The sequence below is a fragment of the Dyadobacter pollutisoli genome (assembly GCF_026625565.1).
In the GTDB taxonomy this organism is placed as follows: Bacteria; Bacteroidota; Bacteroidia; order Cytophagales; family Spirosomataceae; genus Dyadobacter; species Dyadobacter pollutisoli.
Genome location: NZ_CP112998.1, coordinates 5420001 through 5437758, shown reverse-complemented (window position 1 = coordinate 5437758; position 17758 = coordinate 5420001). Strand labels below are relative to the sequence as shown.

Sequence of the window (17758 nt, the reverse complement as noted above, 5' to 3'; positions counted from 1 at the left end):
TTTATTCTCGGAATAATATAATTATGCAATCGTTTGCATGAAGGACCAAAACTTGAAAACAAACAATCCCAAAGACTATACGCAGCCTGTTATTTTGTGAAAAATAATTGCAACTCTGAAGGCTTTTTTGTGGTTATTCAGTAATATGCTTTTTCTGCCGGAAGGCGTACACAAAAACATTGTTGATACTTTGGAATACTTAAATGGTTTAGAAGTTGCGGATCAGGATCTTATTGAAGTTCAAGGGGCACGCGAGCATAATCTCAAAAATATTGATGTCAACATTCCGCGGAATAAACTGGTCGTGGTGACCGGTATCAGTGGAAGCGGCAAATCCTCACTGGCATTTGATACTATATATGCCGAGGGGCAACGCAGGTACATGGAAAGCTTTTCTTCGTACGCACGCGGCTTTATTGGTGAAATGGAGCGGCCGGACGTGGACAAGATCAGCGGGCTGTCGCCGGTGATTAGTATTGAACAAAAGACCACTTCCCGTAATCCGCGCTCCACAGTGGGCACGGTGACCGAGATCTACGATTTCCTCCGTTTGCTGTACGCCAGAGCGGGTGAAGCCTACTCTTACGTTACGGGCAGGCGAATGATCAAACAGTCTCAGGATCAGATAGTCAACCAGTTACAAACGCAGTTTTTGGGTAAAAAAATTGTATTGCTAGCTCCGGCCGTCAAAGGTCGCAAGGGGCATTATCGCGAACTATTTGTACAGATTGCGAGGCTTGGCTACACCAAAGTGCGGGTTGATGGCGAGGTGATGGATATTACCCCGAAAATGCAATTGGACCGTTATAAGGTCCACGACATTGAAATTGTAATTGATCGGGTTGTTCCAAAGAAGGAAGAAGATGACGGACAGTCACGGTACCGGCTTAGTCAATCGGTTGCAACGGCCATAAAGCAGGGAAAAGGTGCGCTAATGGTGCTCGACGATAAAGGAGAAACGTACTATTTTTCACAGAATCTGATGGATCCGGAATCGGGAATCAGTTACGATGATCCGGCACCCAATGCATTCTCATTCAACTCCCCATATGGCTGGTGCCCGACTTGCCAGGGCCTTGGTGTTGTAGAAGAAATTACAGAGGATTCCATCATGCCGGACAAAACCCTTAGCATTACCCGCGGCGGGATTGCGCCGATGGGTGAATACCGGGAGGCGTGGATCTTTAAACAGCTGGAAGTACTTCTCAAACCATTTAAAATAACATTGATTACTCCGCTTAATAAGTTTCCCGAGGAGGCGATCAAGCTGGTATTGTATGGCAGCGAGGAAGCTGTTCCGGTACCTTCCAAAAAATATCCCGGTACTGAATGGGAAACCAAATTTGACGGTATCATCAACTTTCTGAAACGCCAGCAGGAATCTGGTAACGAAAAAATTCAGGATTGGCTGAAAGATTTCATGGTTACCCAAACCTGCCCTGAATGTAATGGAAAGCGCCTTCGCAAGGAATCGCTCCATTTCAGAATTGACGGAAAGGACATTGCCGAACTGTCAAACAGTGACGTTCGTGAATTGGCCGACTGGCTGGTGAACCTGGAAGAAAGGCTGGAAGAGCGCCAGCGTGTGATCGGGCATGAAGTGCTGAAAGAAATTCGTAAAAGGGTCGGCTTTTTACTGGACGTAGGCCTTGACTATTTGACACTTAACCGTGCGCTTCGAACATTGTCGGGCGGGGAAGCACAGAGGATACGGCTGGCGACACAGATCGGGACACAGCTTACCGGCGTGCTTTACATTATGGACGAGCCGAGCATTGGGCTGCATCAAAGAGATAATGTGCGGCTGATCAACTCGCTCAAAAGCCTTCGCGACCTTGGTAATACTGTTTTGGTAGTGGAGCACGACAAGGATATGATGCTGGCTTCGGACTATATTCTGGACATCGGGCCGGGAGCCGGACGCCACGGTGGTAATGTTGTGGGAGCAGGTGCCCCGGACGAATTCCTGAAAAACGGGTCATTGACTGCTGAATACCTGAGTGGCAGGCAGACCATTGAAGTGCCCAAAAAACGCAGAAAAGGCAATGGAAATGTCATTAGTCTGAAAGGATGTACGGGGCACAATCTTAAAAATGTGAATATGTCTTTTCCGCTTGGGACGATGATTTGCGTCACAGGTGTGAGCGGAAGCGGGAAATCTTCGCTGATCCACGAAACATTGTTTCCGTTGTTGAATCATTATTTCTATAAATCCAGAAGGGAGCCTCTGGCTTATAAGTCCATTGAAGGATTAGAACATATTGACAAGGTTATTGAAGTAGATCAGTCACCGATCGGCAGGACGCCACGTTCCAATCCGGCTACCTATACCAATTTATTTACAGACATCCGAACCCTTTTCGCGGAACTCCCCGAAGCTAAAATCAGGGGCTATAAACCCGGTCGTTTTTCTTTTAATGTAAAAGGCGGCCGTTGCGAGGATTGCGAGGGTGCGGGTATGAAGAAGATCGAAATGGATTTTCTGCCAGATGTTCACATTAATTGCGAGACCTGCAAAGGGAAGCGATTTAACCGCGAAACATTAGAAGTGCGTTTCAAAGGCAAATCCATTGCCGATATTCTGGATATGACGGTGGAAACGGCCCTGGAATTCTTTGAAAACCAGCCGAGACTTTTACGCAAAGTGCAAACACTCAATGATGTAGGTTTGGGTTACATTACCCTGGGCCAGCATGCTACGACACTGTCAGGAGGAGAAGCGCAGCGTGTAAAACTGTCGGAAGAGTTATCGAAACGTGATACCGGAAAAACACTTTACATTCTCGATGAGCCTACTACGGGCTTGCATTTTCAGGATATCAGGCATTTGTTGAATGTACTGAACAAACTCGTTGAAAAAGGGAACACCGTACTGATCATCGAACACAACCTGGATGTGATCAAAGTCGCTGACCATGTGATAGATGTAGGACCGGAAGGTGGTGCACAAGGCGGCCGTATCATTGCGGAGGGCACGCCAGAGAAGGTTTCCAAAGTTAAGGGAAGCTATACCGGGCACTTTTTAAAGGAGGAATTGAAGTAGGTGACATTAAAAGTTACCTACTCTTACATCCACTTACTCAAAAATTGATTGAAGTTTTCCTTGTACTGGTCACTCACCGGAATGGTAACCGCGCCGATCTGGATGGTGTTGCGGGTAACTGCACTGATCTTGTCCAGATTGACAATGAATGAGCGGTGGACACGCATGAATTTGGAAGCCGGCAGTTTCTCTTCCAGCGCTTTCAGGCTGGTTAAGGAAAGGGTCGGTTTGGGATCGGATCTCAGGTGTACCTTCACATAATCTTTGAGTCCCTCCGTGTACAAAATGTCGTCATAGGCTATCCTAACCAGCTGATATTCAACTTTCAGAAACAGATACTCATCCTTGGTTTCCTGAGAAGCCGCGGATGAAGCTTTTTGTAAAAGCTCTACATAAGCCTGTGCTTTAGATGCAGCACGGAGGAACTCTTCATAGTTAAAGGGTTTTAGGAGATAGTCTAATGCGTCAACGCGAAAACCGTCCAGTGCGTACTGGTTAAAAGCGGTTGTAAATATGATCCTCGGTGCTTTGGTCCCCGCTTTCTCGATAACCCGAGCGAGTTCAATGCCCGTAAGGTCCGGCATTTGAATATCCAGAAATATAACGTCAATATGCTTGCTATGAATGACCTGCAATGCTTCTACCGCACTGGAATACCGTCCTGCAAGCGACAAAAACGGGGTCTTTTCAATAAAGGCGCATACTAATCCAAGAGCCAGCGGCTCATCATCTACGGCGATGCATTCAATGACGCTCATGCCGTTTCAAGTTCGAGGTGTACTTCAAATTCTTTTCCTTCTTTATTCTCATTCACTTCCAGCTGGTACTTTCCGGGATAAAGCAAGTCGAGACGACGCTGGGTATTAGCCAGTCCGATGCCATTGCTATCGTCGAGTACTGCTCGTTTGTCAGTGAATAATGTATTTTTTACTTCAACAAAAATCTTATGACCACTCTGGCGGATCTGAATGTCGATCCGGCTTGGCTGTACGGCGCTAACACCATGTTTGAATGCATTTTCAATAAATGGCAAAAATAACATGGGGGCAATGCTCACATCGTGAAGTGGCTTTGGCGGATCCAGGTGTACGGTTACTTTGTCGGTCAGTCGCAATTGCATCAGTTGAATGTAGTCCTGGGCAAAAGCAATTTCCTGACTTAGTAACACGGTTCCGTGCTGTGTTTCGTACAATACGTAACGCATCATACGCGAGAGCTTGTGCAGTGCTTCCCGCGCCGCCTCCACGTCAATGACGGTCAATGCATATATGTTATTGAGCGTATTAAAGAAAAAATGTGGGTTGATCTGCGCTTTCAGGAAGGAAAGTTCTGAATTGATCTTTTCTTTTTCGAGATTCTGCCGGTATTGTTTATCGAGCTGAGCACCGCGAACGGCAGCTACACTAGTACTTAATCCAATGATCATCAGCGCAGTAAGCAATGCGAAATTGTCCAGTTTGTCATGGTGTTTTTTGTCACCGTTTACTTCGCGGGCCGTACGAAATGCGCGGTCCATCTGCTCGCCATGATTGATAAAGATCTTTACCTGCTCCATCGCAAATGCAAGCAGGACAACGGAAACAATATTGAGTATTATAAACTTGAAATAGCGGTTTTTGGCAAGATATCGCGGAAACCAGATATAGTAATTGAGATAAAATACAGAGACCAGCAGCGCAAGCAGAACAGCCTGTTTTATCCAGAAAGAAACCGGAAACACAATCTGCCAGCTCAATGGTTGCCACATCAGGAACAGGGCCAAAAAGCTCCATCCTAGCAAGTGAAGGAACAATGGGGGATATTTTCGAGCGGCACGCGTATCCATTTACAAATTAGTTAGTTTCAATGTGCTTAAACGTAGCATGACGTTACAATCTTACGGTGAAATTGTCAAATCACCTATTCCAATCGATCAATGTACCTCAAATACCGACCGATCACTTGCCCTGATCTATTAATGAAAATGTAAAGTCATCGGTTTCCAATATATAACGATGTGTGCCCGGTACGCCGTTTATAACGACCTCTTAATCGTGTGAAATCCGGGTTTGATCGGTAGATACCACCTTTCCATCTATTCTGTTTTTATTACAATTTTATTGACAGTTATTTTGAGCTTCCAATAATACATCAATATACAACCCAACCATGAAAGTTATTTTACAATATGTATTCCTGGCTGTTTTAACAGGACTCACCTCGACAGCTTTTGCCCAGTTTCCAGGCGGCGGAGGTGGCGGTAACCGGGGCGGTGGTGGCTTCGGCGGAGACCAAAGAGGTGGCAACAGAGCACGGCAGACAATCATACCGGGAACAGCGGAGGATACTCCCAAGGGAAGCGGAAAAATCAAGGGTATCCTGATCGACTCAGTTAGCAAAAAACCTGTTGAATTTGCAGCGCTCGCTCTCGTAGATATCAAAACGAATAACCCGATCGATGGTACAACTACTGACGAAAAGGGGGCGTTCAGTATGACGAAAGTTGCTTCTGGTAACTTCAAGATCCTTATTTCCTTTATTGGATATAAAACAAAGACTATCAATGATGTTAAAATAGACCGCAAAACGGAGCTTGATCTTGGTTCGATCACACTGGCGGCAGATGTAGTTCAGCTTAATGAAGTGGAAGTGGTAGGCATGGCCCAATTGATCGAAGAGAAAGTCGACAGGCTGGTTTACAATGCAGAGAAGGACATTACCAGTAGAGGCGGTGATGCTTCGGATGTGATGAAGAAGGTTCCGATGTTAACTGTGGACCTGGACGGAAACGTTTCACTAAGAGGTAGTTCCAATGTAAGGGTTTTGATTAACAACAAACCTTCTACCATTATTGCGTCAAGTGTAGCTGATGCATTAAGACAAATTCCGGCAGATATGATCAAGTCGGTTGAGGTAATTACCTCTCCATCGGCAAAATATGACGCTGAGGGATCGGCTGGTATCATTAACATTGTAACTAAGAAAAGTACCATTCAAGGCGGTACATTGAATATTGATACTGGTATCGGAAACAGAGGATCTAACCTTGGATTGAGAGGAAATTACCGCACTGGAAAAATGGGTTTCAGTCTGGGTGGATTTGGAAGATTCGGCTACAATATGCCTGGCAAATCTGAAAATTCACAGGTAGGCAAAACGGAACCTTTTTCGGTTAAGCAATCTTCTGAATCACATAACAAGAATGCGTTTGGTTCGTACAACTTGGGCTGGGATTACGAAATTGATCCCAAATCATCGGTTTCAGCTAACGTTCGGTATGGTTTGCGGAATCAGATTAATTCTCAGGAGCTTACTACTGTTAATACCAGAGCAGGTGCTGCGACCTCGCTTTTCCGCGATGTAGATACCAAGGACTTGTCAGGAACATGGGATGTCAATGTGGATTATCTCAAAACGCTAAGCAAGCCTCAGCAGGAACTAAGCATTTCGACCCAGTTCAGCCGTAACAACAGAACTAACAACTATAAGGCAGATAACTACTCATTGAGCAGTTTGGACGTCAGGGACTTTTTGAATAATCAGGCTAATGACAATAAGAGCCACAACCAGGAAAGCACTATTCAGCTGGATTATCAGACTCCGATTAAGGACAATCAAATGCTTGAATTGGGCGGTAAGGCGATTATGCGTCAGGTAGTTAGTGATTATTTCTATTACAAAGCTAATGCCCTGGATTCTACCAATAACCTCAACTATGACCAGAATGTAGCTGCGGGGTACCTGTCATATACCTACACCACAAAAAGCCGGTTCTCACTTAAAGTGGGATCTCGATACGAATATACCAATATCAATGCCAATCAATTGTCGAGAGAAGGCAGCAAGGTTGATCTTAACATCCCTTCGTACGGTAATCTGGTTCCAAGTATTAATATTTCTCAAACTTTCGGAAAGGGGCAGACTATTAAATTGGGGTACAACAGGAGGCTTCAACGTCCAGGTATTCAGTATCTTAACCCTAACGTTAATGCGTCAAATCCTCAAAATATATCGTTTGGTAATCCCAACCTTAAACCGGAGCTTACCGATCAGGTTGAGTTAGGAACCAGTTTCTTTAAAGGTACCGTTTATGTAAACGTTTCCACTTTTGCCCGCTTTACAAATGGGTCTATTGAAAGCATCAGGACGGTAAGCCCAACCGGCGTGATTTCTACCACCTTCGGGAACATTGGTCAAAAGGACAACTATGGCGTGAATGTTTTTGGAAATATTACACTGTTTAAAAGATGGCAACTTGGCGGTGGTTTCGACTCCTACTATGTTACGCTTACCAACAATAACTCGGATCCTACGCTTCGGTACAGCAATGACGGATTTGTTATCAGTGGTCGTTTAAGAACAAGTGTTACCATCAAAAATGGATGGGGTTTTCAGGGAGGAGCGTTCATGAGAGGAAGGGATATTCAATTACAAGGATATCAAACAGGTTTCAGAATGTATGATCTAGGTCTTAAAAAAGATTTCAAAAACAAAAGGGGAAGTATAGGATTTGGTATGGAGAATTTCCTGGCCCCTGCTTTCAAGCAAAAAACGGTTTTGGAATCATACAGCTTCAATCAGAACAACACAAACCATTTGTATAACAGAGGGTTCAGAGTTAACTTCTCCTACAAGCTGGGCAAAATGACATTCGTTGAACAACGACCACGCCGGAAAAAATCTGTGAACAATGATGATCAGAAAAGTGACGGCGGTGGCGGAATGGACGGCGGTGGTGCAACACAAGGAGCTGCGACACCTGCGATCACTGTGCCAGCGGCGCGCCCAGCAGGCGGAGCAGGCAGGCCACAAGGTGTACAAGGTGTTAGGCCAACAACTGACAGCACTGCGAGTCCCGTAAGACAAGGGTTTCAGGGGCAGCCTGGAATGAGACCCGATTCTTCCACAATGAAAAGGGATTCGACATTCAAGCCTGACTCTACGGCGGTAAGACCAGACAGCACTTCAAAGCCTGTGCTTCCGGTAACACCCACGGATTCAACGGCATTGCCTGCAAAACCGGCAGTACCAGCGGATTCGTTACCAAAAAAGGATTAATTATCTACTAGTTTATATAATGAAGAAAAGGCCAAACCAGCGATGGTTTGGCCTTACTTTTTTGAAGACGTTCCTAGACTAATTAAAATTCAATTACTACAAATTCTCGATTGTCTTTCCGAATTCCATTTTCTTTTGTTTTGATAGAAACGTCTGCAACTAATGTTCTCGCAAATAGTGCAGCTTTGCCTTTAACAACTTGTTCGTTATTATATGATGTGGCTGCATTATCAAAATCTAGAAAATTGTGCCCATTCTCATCCATGATCGGGATCACATTTCGGTATGTCGATTGCCGGATAATATGATTGGTCAATAGATCTACAATCACTTCTTCGATTTCGATTTTGTTAACATCTACCCGCTTAATCTTCCAGGTGATCTCTTCGTGGACAGACGAATCTTGTAAAATAGATTGATAAATGTGACGGTAGTTGACAGTCAAGTCAGCAATGGTGCCACTATAATCTGCGCTGTCATGTTTTGAGCATGACCAGAAGATTTCGGTAGCGAGAATAGAAACTAAAAGAATTTTTTTCATTGCGAATAGATTAAGATGTTCGCAATGTTATTGATTTAGAATTTATTCATTATCAATCAATTATCCTTAGGTACAAATCAACCAATGTTCGGTAAGAGTTATTTAGCAAACCTATTTTCTAAATTTCTTGATTTTTGGATTTAATATCTTGTAAAATCCTGTCAGCACCTGCTTCCAGCAATTCGTCGGCCAATGCGGTTCCCAATTCCGCAGGAAATGCATTGGAACCTCTTTGCGTTCTGCGGATCAGCTCGCTTCCGTCGAGGCTGATGATACCACCTGCGATACTGATTTGGTCGTCATGCAATGTGGCCATTCCAAATACCGGAATGCTACACCCTCCCTGTAGTCTTTTCAGGAATGCCCTTTCGGTAAGCAGGCATATTTCGGTAAGTCCGTGGTTTAGCAGGTTTTTAATGGTGCTCTTTTTGTCATCTGGCAATGTCACGGCACATTCAATGGCGACACTACCCTGGCCAACTGCCGGAGTGAATTCGTCTAAAAGTAAATGCTCTGCGATTTTGTCATCATACTCCATTCTGTGTACGCCAGCGTATGCGAGAAGTAAGGCGTCACACTGGCCTTCTTCCAATTTCCGAAGCCGTGTTTGCAGGTTACCGCGCATATCTATGGTTTTAATGTGCGGATAAAAATGCTTTAAAACTGCCACCCTGCGTGTGGAAGAAGTGCCAACTACAAATGACTCACCACTTTTGAGTGATAAACTAGTATCGTGGCTCACCAATACATCATTGGCTTTTTCACGCTCGGTAAAAGCAATGATCTCAAATGCTTCGTCGAGCTGAGATTGCAGATCTTTCGCGCTGTGCACGGCAATATCAATGCCGCCACTGATAAGCTGGTCTTCCAGTTCTTGGGTAAAAACGCCTTTGCTGCCTATTTTGGAAAGGGACCGGTCCAGTATCTGGTCTCCTTTGGTTTCAATGATCACTATTTCAGTTTCAACGCCACCTTTTTGCAACAGGTCCTCCACGTAATATGCCTGCCAAAGTGCGAGTTTGCTCCCCCGCGTTCCGATTTTTATATGCATGGTTTTATTTATCAATAAGCTTGTATAAGAACATCTGCTGGGATATGCAGTGTTTCATTCAATTTTCGGATCATATCGAGACTTAGCTTTCTTTTGCCGGACAAAATTTCAGATTTTCGCGAGCGATATCCCAGTATTTCGGACAGCTCTTTTTCCGTAATCCCCAATTGTTCGAGCCTAAATTTGATAGCTTCTACCGGGTTGGGTTTTGGCATAGGAAAGTTTAGGTTTTCATATTCTTTGACCAGAATTGATAATACTTCCAATTCATCTGATTCAATAGAATCTGGTGCTAGCTCTGCCTGCATTAGTTCATATATATGTTCCAGCGCCTGCTCGTACTGAACATTATTTTTTATTGGAGCGATCATACCCTATTTTTTTAGCATCAATTTTATCATATGCTTCATGCGGCCCAAACCAAACGATAAAAACTATTTTCAACCTGAATTCGATATCAACAATAAGGCGATATGTATTACCATGAATGTTAAAAACGACTCGCTTATTGCTCAGTATGGAGGCATTGCGATACTGCTCTTTTAATTCGTTGGGAGAATTCCAGTTAGAAGATTCCGCTTCTTCATGCCAGGACAATAACGATTGCCCGGCTTTTGGATAAGCTTCTAAATAGTCTTTCAGTGTTTTTAGGGCAATTATTCTCATGCATTTCAGACAAAGATACTATAATGTAACCAAATTGGTTACGATATAAATGCTAGTGTATAGTTTTCAAACGCCAACAGTATCTCCTTCGTCGGTAACAATTTTGTCTTCAATGTAAGCAACAATCAGCGAGGCGATGTCAATTCCGCTTACTTCTTCTATTCCTCTGAGGCCCGGCGAAGAATTGACTTCCATTACCAGCGGTCCCCGGTCAGATTGCAGCAGGTCAACTCCGGCGATTCTGACACCCAATGCTTTCGCAGCTGCAATGGCGGTATGTTCCTCTTCCGGAGAAAGTTCAATGATACAACCCTCGCCACCCCGATGTAAATTCGAGCGAAAGTCGCCTTCGGCCCCCTGCCTTTTCATGGCAGCGATCACTTTGTTTCCAATCACAAATGCACGTATATCAGCACCTTTGGATTCTGCAATGTACTCCTGGATCAGGAAATTGGCCCGTAACCCGTAAAATGCTTCAATGGTGGACTTGGCGGCTTTGATCGTTTCAGCTAGTACTACCCCTACACCCTGGGTTCCTTCCAGAAGTTTAATGATAACGGGAGGGCCACCCACCATATGGATCAATTCAGTAACCTGGGCGGGGTTTTTGGCAAATACCGTTTTTGGAATATCAACACCTGACTTTGCCAACACCTGCATACTTCGCAATTTGTCGCGGGAACGTAAGATCGCTTGTGATTTTACGGTCGTAAAAACCTTCATCAGTTCCAGCTGGCGGACCACAGCGCATCCAAAAGCATTGACCGAAGTCCCTATTCGTGGAATTACTGCATCGATCCCTTTTATTGGTTTGCCTTTATATATAATAGTAGGTTTTCCCCCTTCGATCATCACGAAGCATTTGACGTGGTCGATAACCACAGCCTGGTGACCTCTTTGTTTGATTGCCTCCACCAGACGCCTTGTTGAATAAAGGTCGGGATTGGTGGATAACACGGCGATTTTCATAAATTATAAATTGAGATGTGGGGGTAGGTTAGGATAGTCATTTCTTTCCCTGACCGTGACGTGCCGGCGCCTGTTTGGCAGCGGACAGATTTTTGCGGGATACATCTATGATAAACCGGTTTTTGAGCAATTTTCGTCCTAGTAGAATGGGGTAACTCATTTTCCGGCGGTTAGCGAGAGAAAACTCAGTCCGGAAGTTTCTTCCAAAGAGCTTTACGCGGGTTTTGATCACATATCGCTTTTCTTCTTTGCCGGAAGAGTTTCTTACAATTGTTTCTTTAAAATCGGTGACGGTGAAAGACTGCTGGGGCGCTCCTTTTTTTGCATCAAGATAAAAGCAAAGCTTGGTTTCATCGCCATCTCTGATCAGCCGGACGCGTGAACAATGAATGGCAGAACTGGTAGCCCCGGAATCAATGCGTACCGGAACATTGAACCAGCCAAGTTCTGGTAAATCGACGAGATCAGTTGCCCCAATAACCTCCAAATGCTGTTTCATCTGCGCTGAAAGAATTGTGCAACTGTTAAAGAGAGGTCTAAGAAAACCATCTTTGCCCTTACATTCCGTTCAATGTGGTAGTAAGCGACATTCACTTCTTCAATCATTTTTTCCAGTGATTCGAAGTTAACGGTTTTGGAAAAATTCTGTACGAAAGTAAGTTCTTCCTGCGGAACCCGCAAAAGTTCTCCTGCCCCGTGGCTCCAAACCAACATATCCCGAAACAATTTCAATGAATATTCCAACATACCTTTCTGCTTTTCCTTGTTCATGACATCGTACCCATCAGCCAATTTGACGAGATGTGAAATGTCGAATTTGTAGCATGAACGCATCCAAGCGGCAAACCAGGCAGAGCGGTCGTCTTCCGTTTCCTGAACCAGTTTCAATGCTTCGGAAAGATTTCCATCACACAAATAGGCAATCTGGTTGGCAGCGGTTTCAGTAACGTCATGCTGTTTAAGGTAAGAGCGAACCTCCTGATCACTAAAAGCGGGCACCGTAATTCGCTGTGTTCTGGAAATAATGGTCGTTAATAACTTGTCCGACTGGTCGCTAACGAGCAGGAACAATGTTTTTTCAGGCGGCTCTTCCAAAATCTTTAAAATAGCATTGGAAGAGGCCGCATTCATAATGTCGGGTTTCCAGATCAAAAGGATCTTATATTCGCCTTCGTAGGCCTTAACGGAAAGTTTTCGCAAAATTCCCCTTGCTTCCTCCACCGAAATATTCCCTTGCTTGTTTTCTGCGCTGATATGGTCGAGCCATTCGGGTAATACCCGGTAGGGGCTTTCAATTAAAAACGAGCGCCACAATGGAAGGAATGCCTCGCTGGTTTTACCGTCAATTTTTTTTGACGTAGCGATCGGGAAAATAAAATGGAAGTCCGGATGAACAAGCTTGCTCATTTTGGCGCACGAAGCGCATACTCCGCAAGCGTCCAGTTCATTCCGGTTTTCACAGTTGATATAGGTCGAAAACGCGAGCGCCATTGCCAGCCCGCCGCCGCCGGTAGGGTAGTCGAACAGCTGAGCATGTGCCAGATGACTGTTCTGCACCGATCTCCTGAGCGTTGATTTGATGTCTTCCAGTCCCGGAATGTCTTTGAATAGCACTTTCGTTTTGGGTTGTTCTTTAAAAAAGGAGTTTGTTGTGGCTACGCGAGGCGCTGTTCCTGTGTTTGCTCGAATACAGATTTCAGGATACTTTCCTCCGTTTCATCAAAAGCTACATTCCGGCGGCTCACAGTATCCCGGGCCACTGTTAGCGCCTTTTGAAAACGGTATTCGGAAAAACCTTCGGCTGCTCCGCCCCACGAAAACGATGGGACATGCTTGGCCTGAAATCCTGCCCCGAATACATTAACACTTACGCCAACAACGGTGCCAGTGTTGAACATAGTCGAAATTCCTGCTTTGGAATAATCGCCCATCATGAGCCCGCAAAAGAGCAGAGCTGTGTCAGCGAGCGTATCTGACACGTAGCTATGCAGTTTTACAACACTATGGTCATTTTTTAGATTGGAGTTATTGGTATTGGCTCCAAGGTTACACCATTCGCCCAAAACCGAATTGCCGAGGTAGCCGTCATGCCCTTTGTTACTATAACCAAATATAACACAGTTGCTTACTTCGCCGCCTACCTTGCAAAACGGCCCGACGGTTGTGTTAGGCCTGATTTTGGTACCTTGTGCCAATACAGAACTTTCGCCGATCGCAAATGGGCCCTGTATCATGGAGCCTTCCTGTATCAATGCGTTCCGGCCAATGTAAATAGGGCCATTTTCTGCATTCAAAACGGAAGCCTTAACCACAGCGCCTTCTTCAATAAATATATTCTCCGAATTATAGCAGCACGTATAAGGATCCGTAAGATCAGCCGACTGGCGTGATGAAACAATTCTTTCAAAGTCAGCCTTTATCTGTCCGCCATTGAAAGCGAAAATATCCCAGACATTCCTGACCATTGTAAACGGTTCACTATAGGATATGGTCGTAAAATCGTCCAAACCCACAGAAGGATTCCACCTCGTGGCAGTTCTGACAGCCAGAATCTCGTTTTGCGCGGAAATCAATGCTGTATTAAAAGGTAGCTCATGAATGGTAACGGCAAGGTTCGCATCAGGACATAAGCTGCCATTGATGAACACATTATCCGCAGAAGTATGTATCCTGAATTTGGGACTTAGATATCTTTCGGTAAGGAAGGATATCGGTGTTTGAAGCCAGTCCATCCATTTTTCGGCAATTGTATTTATTCCAATGCGAATACCAGAAACCGGTCTGGTGTATGTAAAAGGCAATAATTGAGTTCTCAGTACCGGATCGTCAAACAGAATAATGTCGGGCATATTTTATTCAAGTATATGCTTTCAAAGTTCGGTCATTTTATTGGTTAGGACAAAAAAAGAAGCAGTCTCCTGCACACATTTGTCAGGAGACTGCTTTAATAATTTTGGAAGAAGAGCTTATTAAGCGTCTTTTTGTCCGTAACGTTTTCTGAACTTGTCAACACGTCCTGCTGTATCTACCAGTACATTTTTACCTGTGTAGAATGGGTGCGACTGAGAAGAAACCTCAACTTTATAAACCGGATAAGATTTTCCATCTTCCCAAGTAATGTTTTCGCTGGTTTCTATGGTAGAACGCGTAATGAATTTAAAATCGCTTGATAGATCCCAGAAAACAACCTCTCTATAGTTGGGATGAATATCTTTTTTCATTGGTATATGGTATTATGTGTTTCGATACAATTCTCAAAAAGGATTGCAAAAGTAAAAAATCCTAACTTGTAAACCAAGTATTGAAACGCTATCTTTTTTATATTAGTGATGATAAGAGAAAAATTAATGCTCTAAACCTCACTTAGTTGCTGTTTCAGAACCTCAATTCCTCTTTTTGCTTCTTTGTCAAAATCCGTGTATACGAAACATTCAATGGATAATCCGCCTTTGTAATTGATTTTCTTCAATGCGCTTAGGTATGGCCTGAAATCATCTCCTTTGACCCCGGGAGGCGTGCGGCTTTCCTTCTCAGCAATGTGGCAATGGACAATGTGCTTGCCGTATTTAACAATCTCCAAAGGCGATTCGTCTTCCTTGAGCATATGGTAAATGTCGCATAGCAGCTTGATTCGCGGGCTTTTTACAGCGTCTACAATTTCTACCCCTTCGGCCAGGCTGTTGATAAAATTGGTTTCTCCCCGGTTAAGCGGCTCTACGGCAATGGTAACGCCATACTTTTCTGCCAGCGGCGCCATTTTCTTCGTCAGTTCAATGTGCTGTGCTTTAGCGATGGCGCGATCAAAACCATCCGGGATAACGCGTGAGGCGCCGCTGCCGAATACAACATATTGTGAGCCACATTCCTTCGCCCTTTTGAGAACCAGCTCGGTACGTTGCAGGATAGCCTCATGGTTGGCGTCTGGTCCCAATGTTTTCAAACTTCCTGGTAACAGGATTACATAAGACTTGATCGGGAAATGGTCTTGCCGTAGCTGCTGAAGATTCTTTTCATACTGAGCGTCGCCGTCGGGCGGGATCAGAAAGCCCGCAACTGATTCCTCTATATAGGTACATCCAGACTCTTTTAAGAAAGTAGCCTTGTTGTAAGCGGCATACACGCCGAGCTGTAACGAATACAATGGCTGGATTGGCGGTGCGGCCAGCACGTCCTGAAGAGCCGAACCTACTGTTAGTCCAGCCACTATTCCGGTGGTCTGTTTAAGGAAATCTCTCCTGGTAGCCTGATCAATAATTTGACTCATATTTTTGAAAGTTTTATTCGGTGGTTAAATATTTGTGAGAGAAAAAAATAGCGTCGAAAAATAAAAGTTTACAAATTTAAATTTTTTACAAATAATGATTTTAGTGTAATTGATTGATTTTCAAATATGTTTTCTTCTTGTATTTTTCTTTTTCTAGTACGGTCCGAAAAAAAAGTTTGCAAATTTTTAAAGGTGCCTGGGTGGTTTTTTTTTTCATAGAATCTATTAAGTGTAAACTTTTCATAAACTGCTAGGTATAAGATTCTTAACAATTTATTAATTTGGATTATCCTTATAAACTTGATTTTTGGGTTAAATTACTGGTTGCGTTTGTGAATTTTTTAGTGTTATTTCATGAGATTTTTAGAAATCATCTCCGAGTGAAATCCTAAGAATATACATCACTAACTTCCTTAAAAACACCACTTTACTATGTCAATGTATGTAATAAAGCGTGACGGTCGCCGCGAATCTGTGAAATTCGACAAAGTGACTGCCCGTATTGAGAAACTGAGCTATGGCCTGGACTCAAATTTTATCCAACCCATAGAAGTAGCAAAAAAGGTTGTATCCGGCATTTATGACGGCGTTACTACCGCCGAGCTGGATAACCTGGCTGCCGAAACTGCAGCTTCCATGACCACCAAACACCCGGATTATGCTATCCTGGCCGCCCGTGTTGCTATCTCAAATCTCCATAAGAACACATTGAAGTCTTTTTCGGCTACAATGAAGCGTCTTTATACATATACAGATTCAAAAACCGGTGAAAATGCTTCTTTGATCTCGAAAGAGGTTCATGACGTGATCCGTCAGAACGCGTCTCTTTTTGATTCAACCATTATATATGACCGCGATTATGGTTACGACTACTTTGGCTATAAAACGCTAGAGAAATCATATCTATTAAAGGTTGACGGTAAAATCGTTGAAAGACCCCAACATATGTTGATGCGTGTGGCGGTGGGTATTCACCAGGACGACGTGCAGGCAGCGATTGAAACATATCATTTGCTTTCGGAGAAATGGTTTACCCATGCAACGCCTACATTGTTCAATGCAGGTACGCCGAAGCCGCAAATGTCTTCCTGTTTCTTACTTACAATGAAAGAGGACAGTATCAGCGGTATATATGATACACTTAAGAATTGTGCTTTGATATCTCAGTCAGCAGGAGGTATTGGATTGAGCATTCACGATGTTCGTGCGACGGGTTCTTATATTAAAGGAACAAATGGTCAGTCGAATGGTATCGTACCAATGCTTCGTGTGTTCAACGATACCGCCAGATATGTCGATCAGGGAGGTGGAAAGCGCAAAGGTTCTTTTGCTATATATATGGAACCCTGGCATGCCGATATTTTCGATTTTCTTGATCTTAAGAAAAATCATGGTAAAGAAGAACAGCGCGCGCTCGACCTTTTCTATGCACTTTGGATTCCTGATTTGTTCATGAAGAGAGTTGAAGCCAATGATACATGGTCATTGTTTGACCCACACGAATGTCCGGGTCTTTCGGATACGCACAGCGAGGAATTCGAAAAGCTGTACGAACAATATGAATTGGAAGGAAAGGCGCGGAAAACCATCAAGGCACAGGATCTCTGGTTTGCGATCATGGAATCTCAAATAGAGACGGGTACTCCTTATATGTTGTACAAAGACCATGCGAATGGTAAGTCCAACCAGAAAAACCTGGGAACGATCAAATCTTCCAACCTTTGTACCGAGATCATTGAATATACAGCTCCTGACGAAGTGGCAGTATGTAACCTTGCTTCCATTGCTTTGCCAAAGTTTGTGGAGCAGAGTGCGGACGGTTTCATGCGGTTTGACCACAAGAAGTTATATGAGATCACAAAAGTGATTACACGTAACCTTAATAAAATCATCGACCTTAATTACTATCCCATTCCTGAGGCCGAAAAAAGCAACAAGCGACACCGGCCAATCGGGATTGGTGTGCAAGGACTTGCCGATGCATTTTGTATGATGCGTATGCCTTTCGATTCGGACGAAGCACGTCAATTGAATAAAGATGTGTTTGAGACGATTTATTATGGCGCAATGGAGGCATCTATGGAACTGGCTATCCAGCATGGTCCATATGAAACTTGGGCGGGCAGTCCGGTATCTCAAGGAATATTCCAGTTTGATATGTGGGGTGTCACTCCTGAAAGCAATCGC

At 44.0% G+C, this 17758-nt stretch carries 15 protein-coding genes (1 of these 15 running past the window's edge); 3 read left to right on the top strand and 12 right to left on the bottom strand.

What is annotated here, in order from left to right:
- The first annotated feature begins 145 nt into the window (after positions 1–145).
- Entirely contained in the window at positions 146–3043 is a 2898-nt protein-coding gene (uvrA, locus tag ON006_RS22100; RefSeq protein ID WP_244824536.1) for an excinuclease ABC subunit UvrA, read from the top strand.
- A gap of 23 nt (positions 3044–3066) precedes the next feature.
- On the opposite strand, the gene ON006_RS22095 is transcribed toward uvrA, so the two are convergent.
- Positions 3067–3801, bottom strand: a complete 735-nt coding sequence (locus tag ON006_RS22095) for a LytR/AlgR family response regulator transcription factor (RefSeq protein ID WP_244824537.1) — start codon at positions 3799–3801, stop codon at positions 3067–3069.
- On the bottom strand, positions 3798–4868 hold the full coding sequence (locus ON006_RS22090) for a sensor histidine kinase (RefSeq protein WP_244824538.1): 1071 nt from the start codon (positions 4866–4868) through the stop codon (positions 3798–3800). The genes ON006_RS22095 and ON006_RS22090 overlap by 4 nt, the downstream gene beginning before the upstream one ends.
- 323 nt (positions 4869–5191) lie before the next feature.
- On the opposite strand from ON006_RS22090, the gene ON006_RS22085 reads away from it, so the two are divergent.
- Positions 5192–8080, top strand: coding sequence for a TonB-dependent receptor (locus ON006_RS22085; RefSeq protein WP_244824539.1), 2889 nt, complete (start codon positions 5192–5194; stop codon positions 8078–8080).
- Positions 8081–8162: 82 nt separating this feature from the next.
- On the opposite strand, the gene ON006_RS22080 is transcribed toward ON006_RS22085, so the two are convergent.
- From ON006_RS22080 to ON006_RS22035, 10 genes are all read right to left on the bottom strand, one after another.
- Positions 8163–8621, bottom strand: coding sequence for a hypothetical protein (locus tag ON006_RS22080; RefSeq protein ID WP_244824540.1), 459 nt, complete (start codon positions 8619–8621; stop codon positions 8163–8165).
- Between the two features lie 118 nt (positions 8622–8739).
- Positions 8740–9672, bottom strand: a complete 933-nt coding sequence (gene hemC / locus ON006_RS22075) for a hydroxymethylbilane synthase (protein WP_244824541.1) — start codon at positions 9670–9672, stop codon at positions 8740–8742.
- A gap of 11 nt (positions 9673–9683) precedes the next feature.
- Complete coding sequence (locus ON006_RS22070) at positions 9684–10043, bottom strand: helix-turn-helix domain-containing protein (protein ID WP_244824542.1); 360 nt, start codon at positions 10041–10043, stop codon at positions 9684–9686.
- Positions 10021–10338: a type II toxin-antitoxin system HigB family toxin gene (locus ON006_RS22065; RefSeq protein ID WP_244824543.1), complete on the bottom strand. Its 318-nt coding sequence runs from the start codon at positions 10336–10338 to the stop codon at positions 10021–10023. Before ON006_RS22065 ends, ON006_RS22070 begins: the two co-directional genes overlap by 23 nt.
- Positions 10339–10404: 66 nt before the next feature.
- Positions 10405–11307: a 30S ribosomal protein S6--L-glutamate ligase gene (gene rimK / locus ON006_RS22060; RefSeq protein ID WP_244824544.1), complete on the bottom strand. Its 903-nt coding sequence runs from the start codon at positions 11305–11307 to the stop codon at positions 10405–10407.
- Positions 11308–11344: 37 nt separating this feature from the next.
- Positions 11345–11806 (bottom strand): ATP-dependent zinc protease family protein, encoded by a 462-nt coding sequence (locus ON006_RS22055; RefSeq protein ID WP_244824545.1) that lies wholly within the window; start codon positions 11804–11806, stop codon positions 11345–11347.
- Positions 11803–12921, bottom strand: coding sequence for a DNA polymerase III subunit (locus ON006_RS22050; RefSeq protein ID WP_244824546.1), 1119 nt, complete (start codon positions 12919–12921; stop codon positions 11803–11805). Before ON006_RS22050 ends, ON006_RS22055 begins: the two co-directional genes overlap by 4 nt.
- Positions 12922–12962: 41 nt before the next feature.
- Entirely contained in the window at positions 12963–14156 is a 1194-nt protein-coding gene (locus ON006_RS22045) for a putative sugar nucleotidyl transferase (protein WP_244824547.1), read from the bottom strand.
- Between the two features lie 120 nt (positions 14157–14276).
- A complete protein-coding gene (locus tag ON006_RS22040; RefSeq protein ID WP_244824548.1) occupies positions 14277–14528 on the bottom strand; it encodes a type B 50S ribosomal protein L31 in 252 nt (83 codons plus the stop codon).
- A 131-nt stretch (positions 14529–14659) separates the two neighbouring features.
- Positions 14660–15571: a sugar phosphate isomerase/epimerase family protein gene (locus tag ON006_RS22035; RefSeq protein WP_244824549.1), complete on the bottom strand. Its 912-nt coding sequence runs from the start codon at positions 15569–15571 to the stop codon at positions 14660–14662.
- Positions 15572–16009: 438 nt separating this feature from the next.
- Between ON006_RS22035 and ON006_RS22030 the strand changes: the two genes are divergently transcribed.
- Positions 16010–17758, top strand: the 5' portion of a protein-coding gene (locus tag ON006_RS22030) for a ribonucleoside-diphosphate reductase subunit alpha (protein WP_267609906.1). Its footprint extends 696 nt past the window's final position; 1749 of the gene's 2445 nt are visible here — the first part of the coding sequence; its start codon is at positions 16010–16012; its stop codon lies off the right edge, out of view.

What these genes read in the sequence shown, in the direction of transcription:
- ON006_RS22085 (WP_244824539.1), top strand. Translation starts at nt 5,192, where the DNA reads ATGAAAGTTATTTTACAATATGTATTCCTGGCTGTTTTAACAGGACTC.
- ON006_RS22095 (WP_244824537.1), bottom strand. Translation starts at nt 3,801, where the DNA reads ATGAGCGTCATTGAATGCATCGCCGTAGATGATGAGCCGCTGGCTCTT.
- ON006_RS22070 (WP_244824542.1), bottom strand. Translation starts at nt 10,043, where the DNA reads ATGATCGCTCCAATAAAAAATAATGTTCAGTACGAGCAGGCGCTGGAA.
- ON006_RS22090 (WP_244824538.1), bottom strand. Translation starts at nt 4,868, where the DNA reads ATGGATACGCGTGCCGCTCGAAAATATCCCCCATTGTTCCTTCACTTG.
- ON006_RS22065 (WP_244824543.1), bottom strand. Translation starts at nt 10,338, where the DNA reads ATGAGAATAATTGCCCTAAAAACACTGAAAGACTATTTAGAAGCTTAT.
- ON006_RS22040 (WP_244824548.1), bottom strand. Translation starts at nt 14,528, where the DNA reads ATGAAAAAAGATATTCATCCCAACTATAGAGAGGTTGTTTTCTGGGAT.
- ON006_RS22080 (WP_244824540.1), bottom strand. Translation starts at nt 8,621, where the DNA reads ATGAAAAAAATTCTTTTAGTTTCTATTCTCGCTACCGAAATCTTCTGG.
- ON006_RS22055 (WP_244824545.1), bottom strand. Translation starts at nt 11,806, where the DNA reads ATGAAACAGCATTTGGAGGTTATTGGGGCAACTGATCTCGTCGATTTA.
- uvrA (WP_244824536.1), top strand. Translation starts at nt 146, where the DNA reads ATGCTTTTTCTGCCGGAAGGCGTACACAAAAACATTGTTGATACTTTG.
- ON006_RS22045 (WP_244824547.1), bottom strand. Translation starts at nt 14,156, where the DNA reads ATGCCCGACATTATTCTGTTTGACGATCCGGTACTGAGAACTCAATTA.
- hemC (WP_244824541.1), bottom strand. Translation starts at nt 9,672, where the DNA reads ATGCATATAAAAATCGGAACGCGGGGGAGCAAACTCGCACTTTGGCAG.
- rimK (WP_244824544.1), bottom strand. Translation starts at nt 11,307, where the DNA reads ATGAAAATCGCCGTGTTATCCACCAATCCCGACCTTTATTCAACAAGG.
- ON006_RS22035 (WP_244824549.1), bottom strand. Translation starts at nt 15,571, where the DNA reads ATGAGTCAAATTATTGATCAGGCTACCAGGAGAGATTTCCTTAAACAG.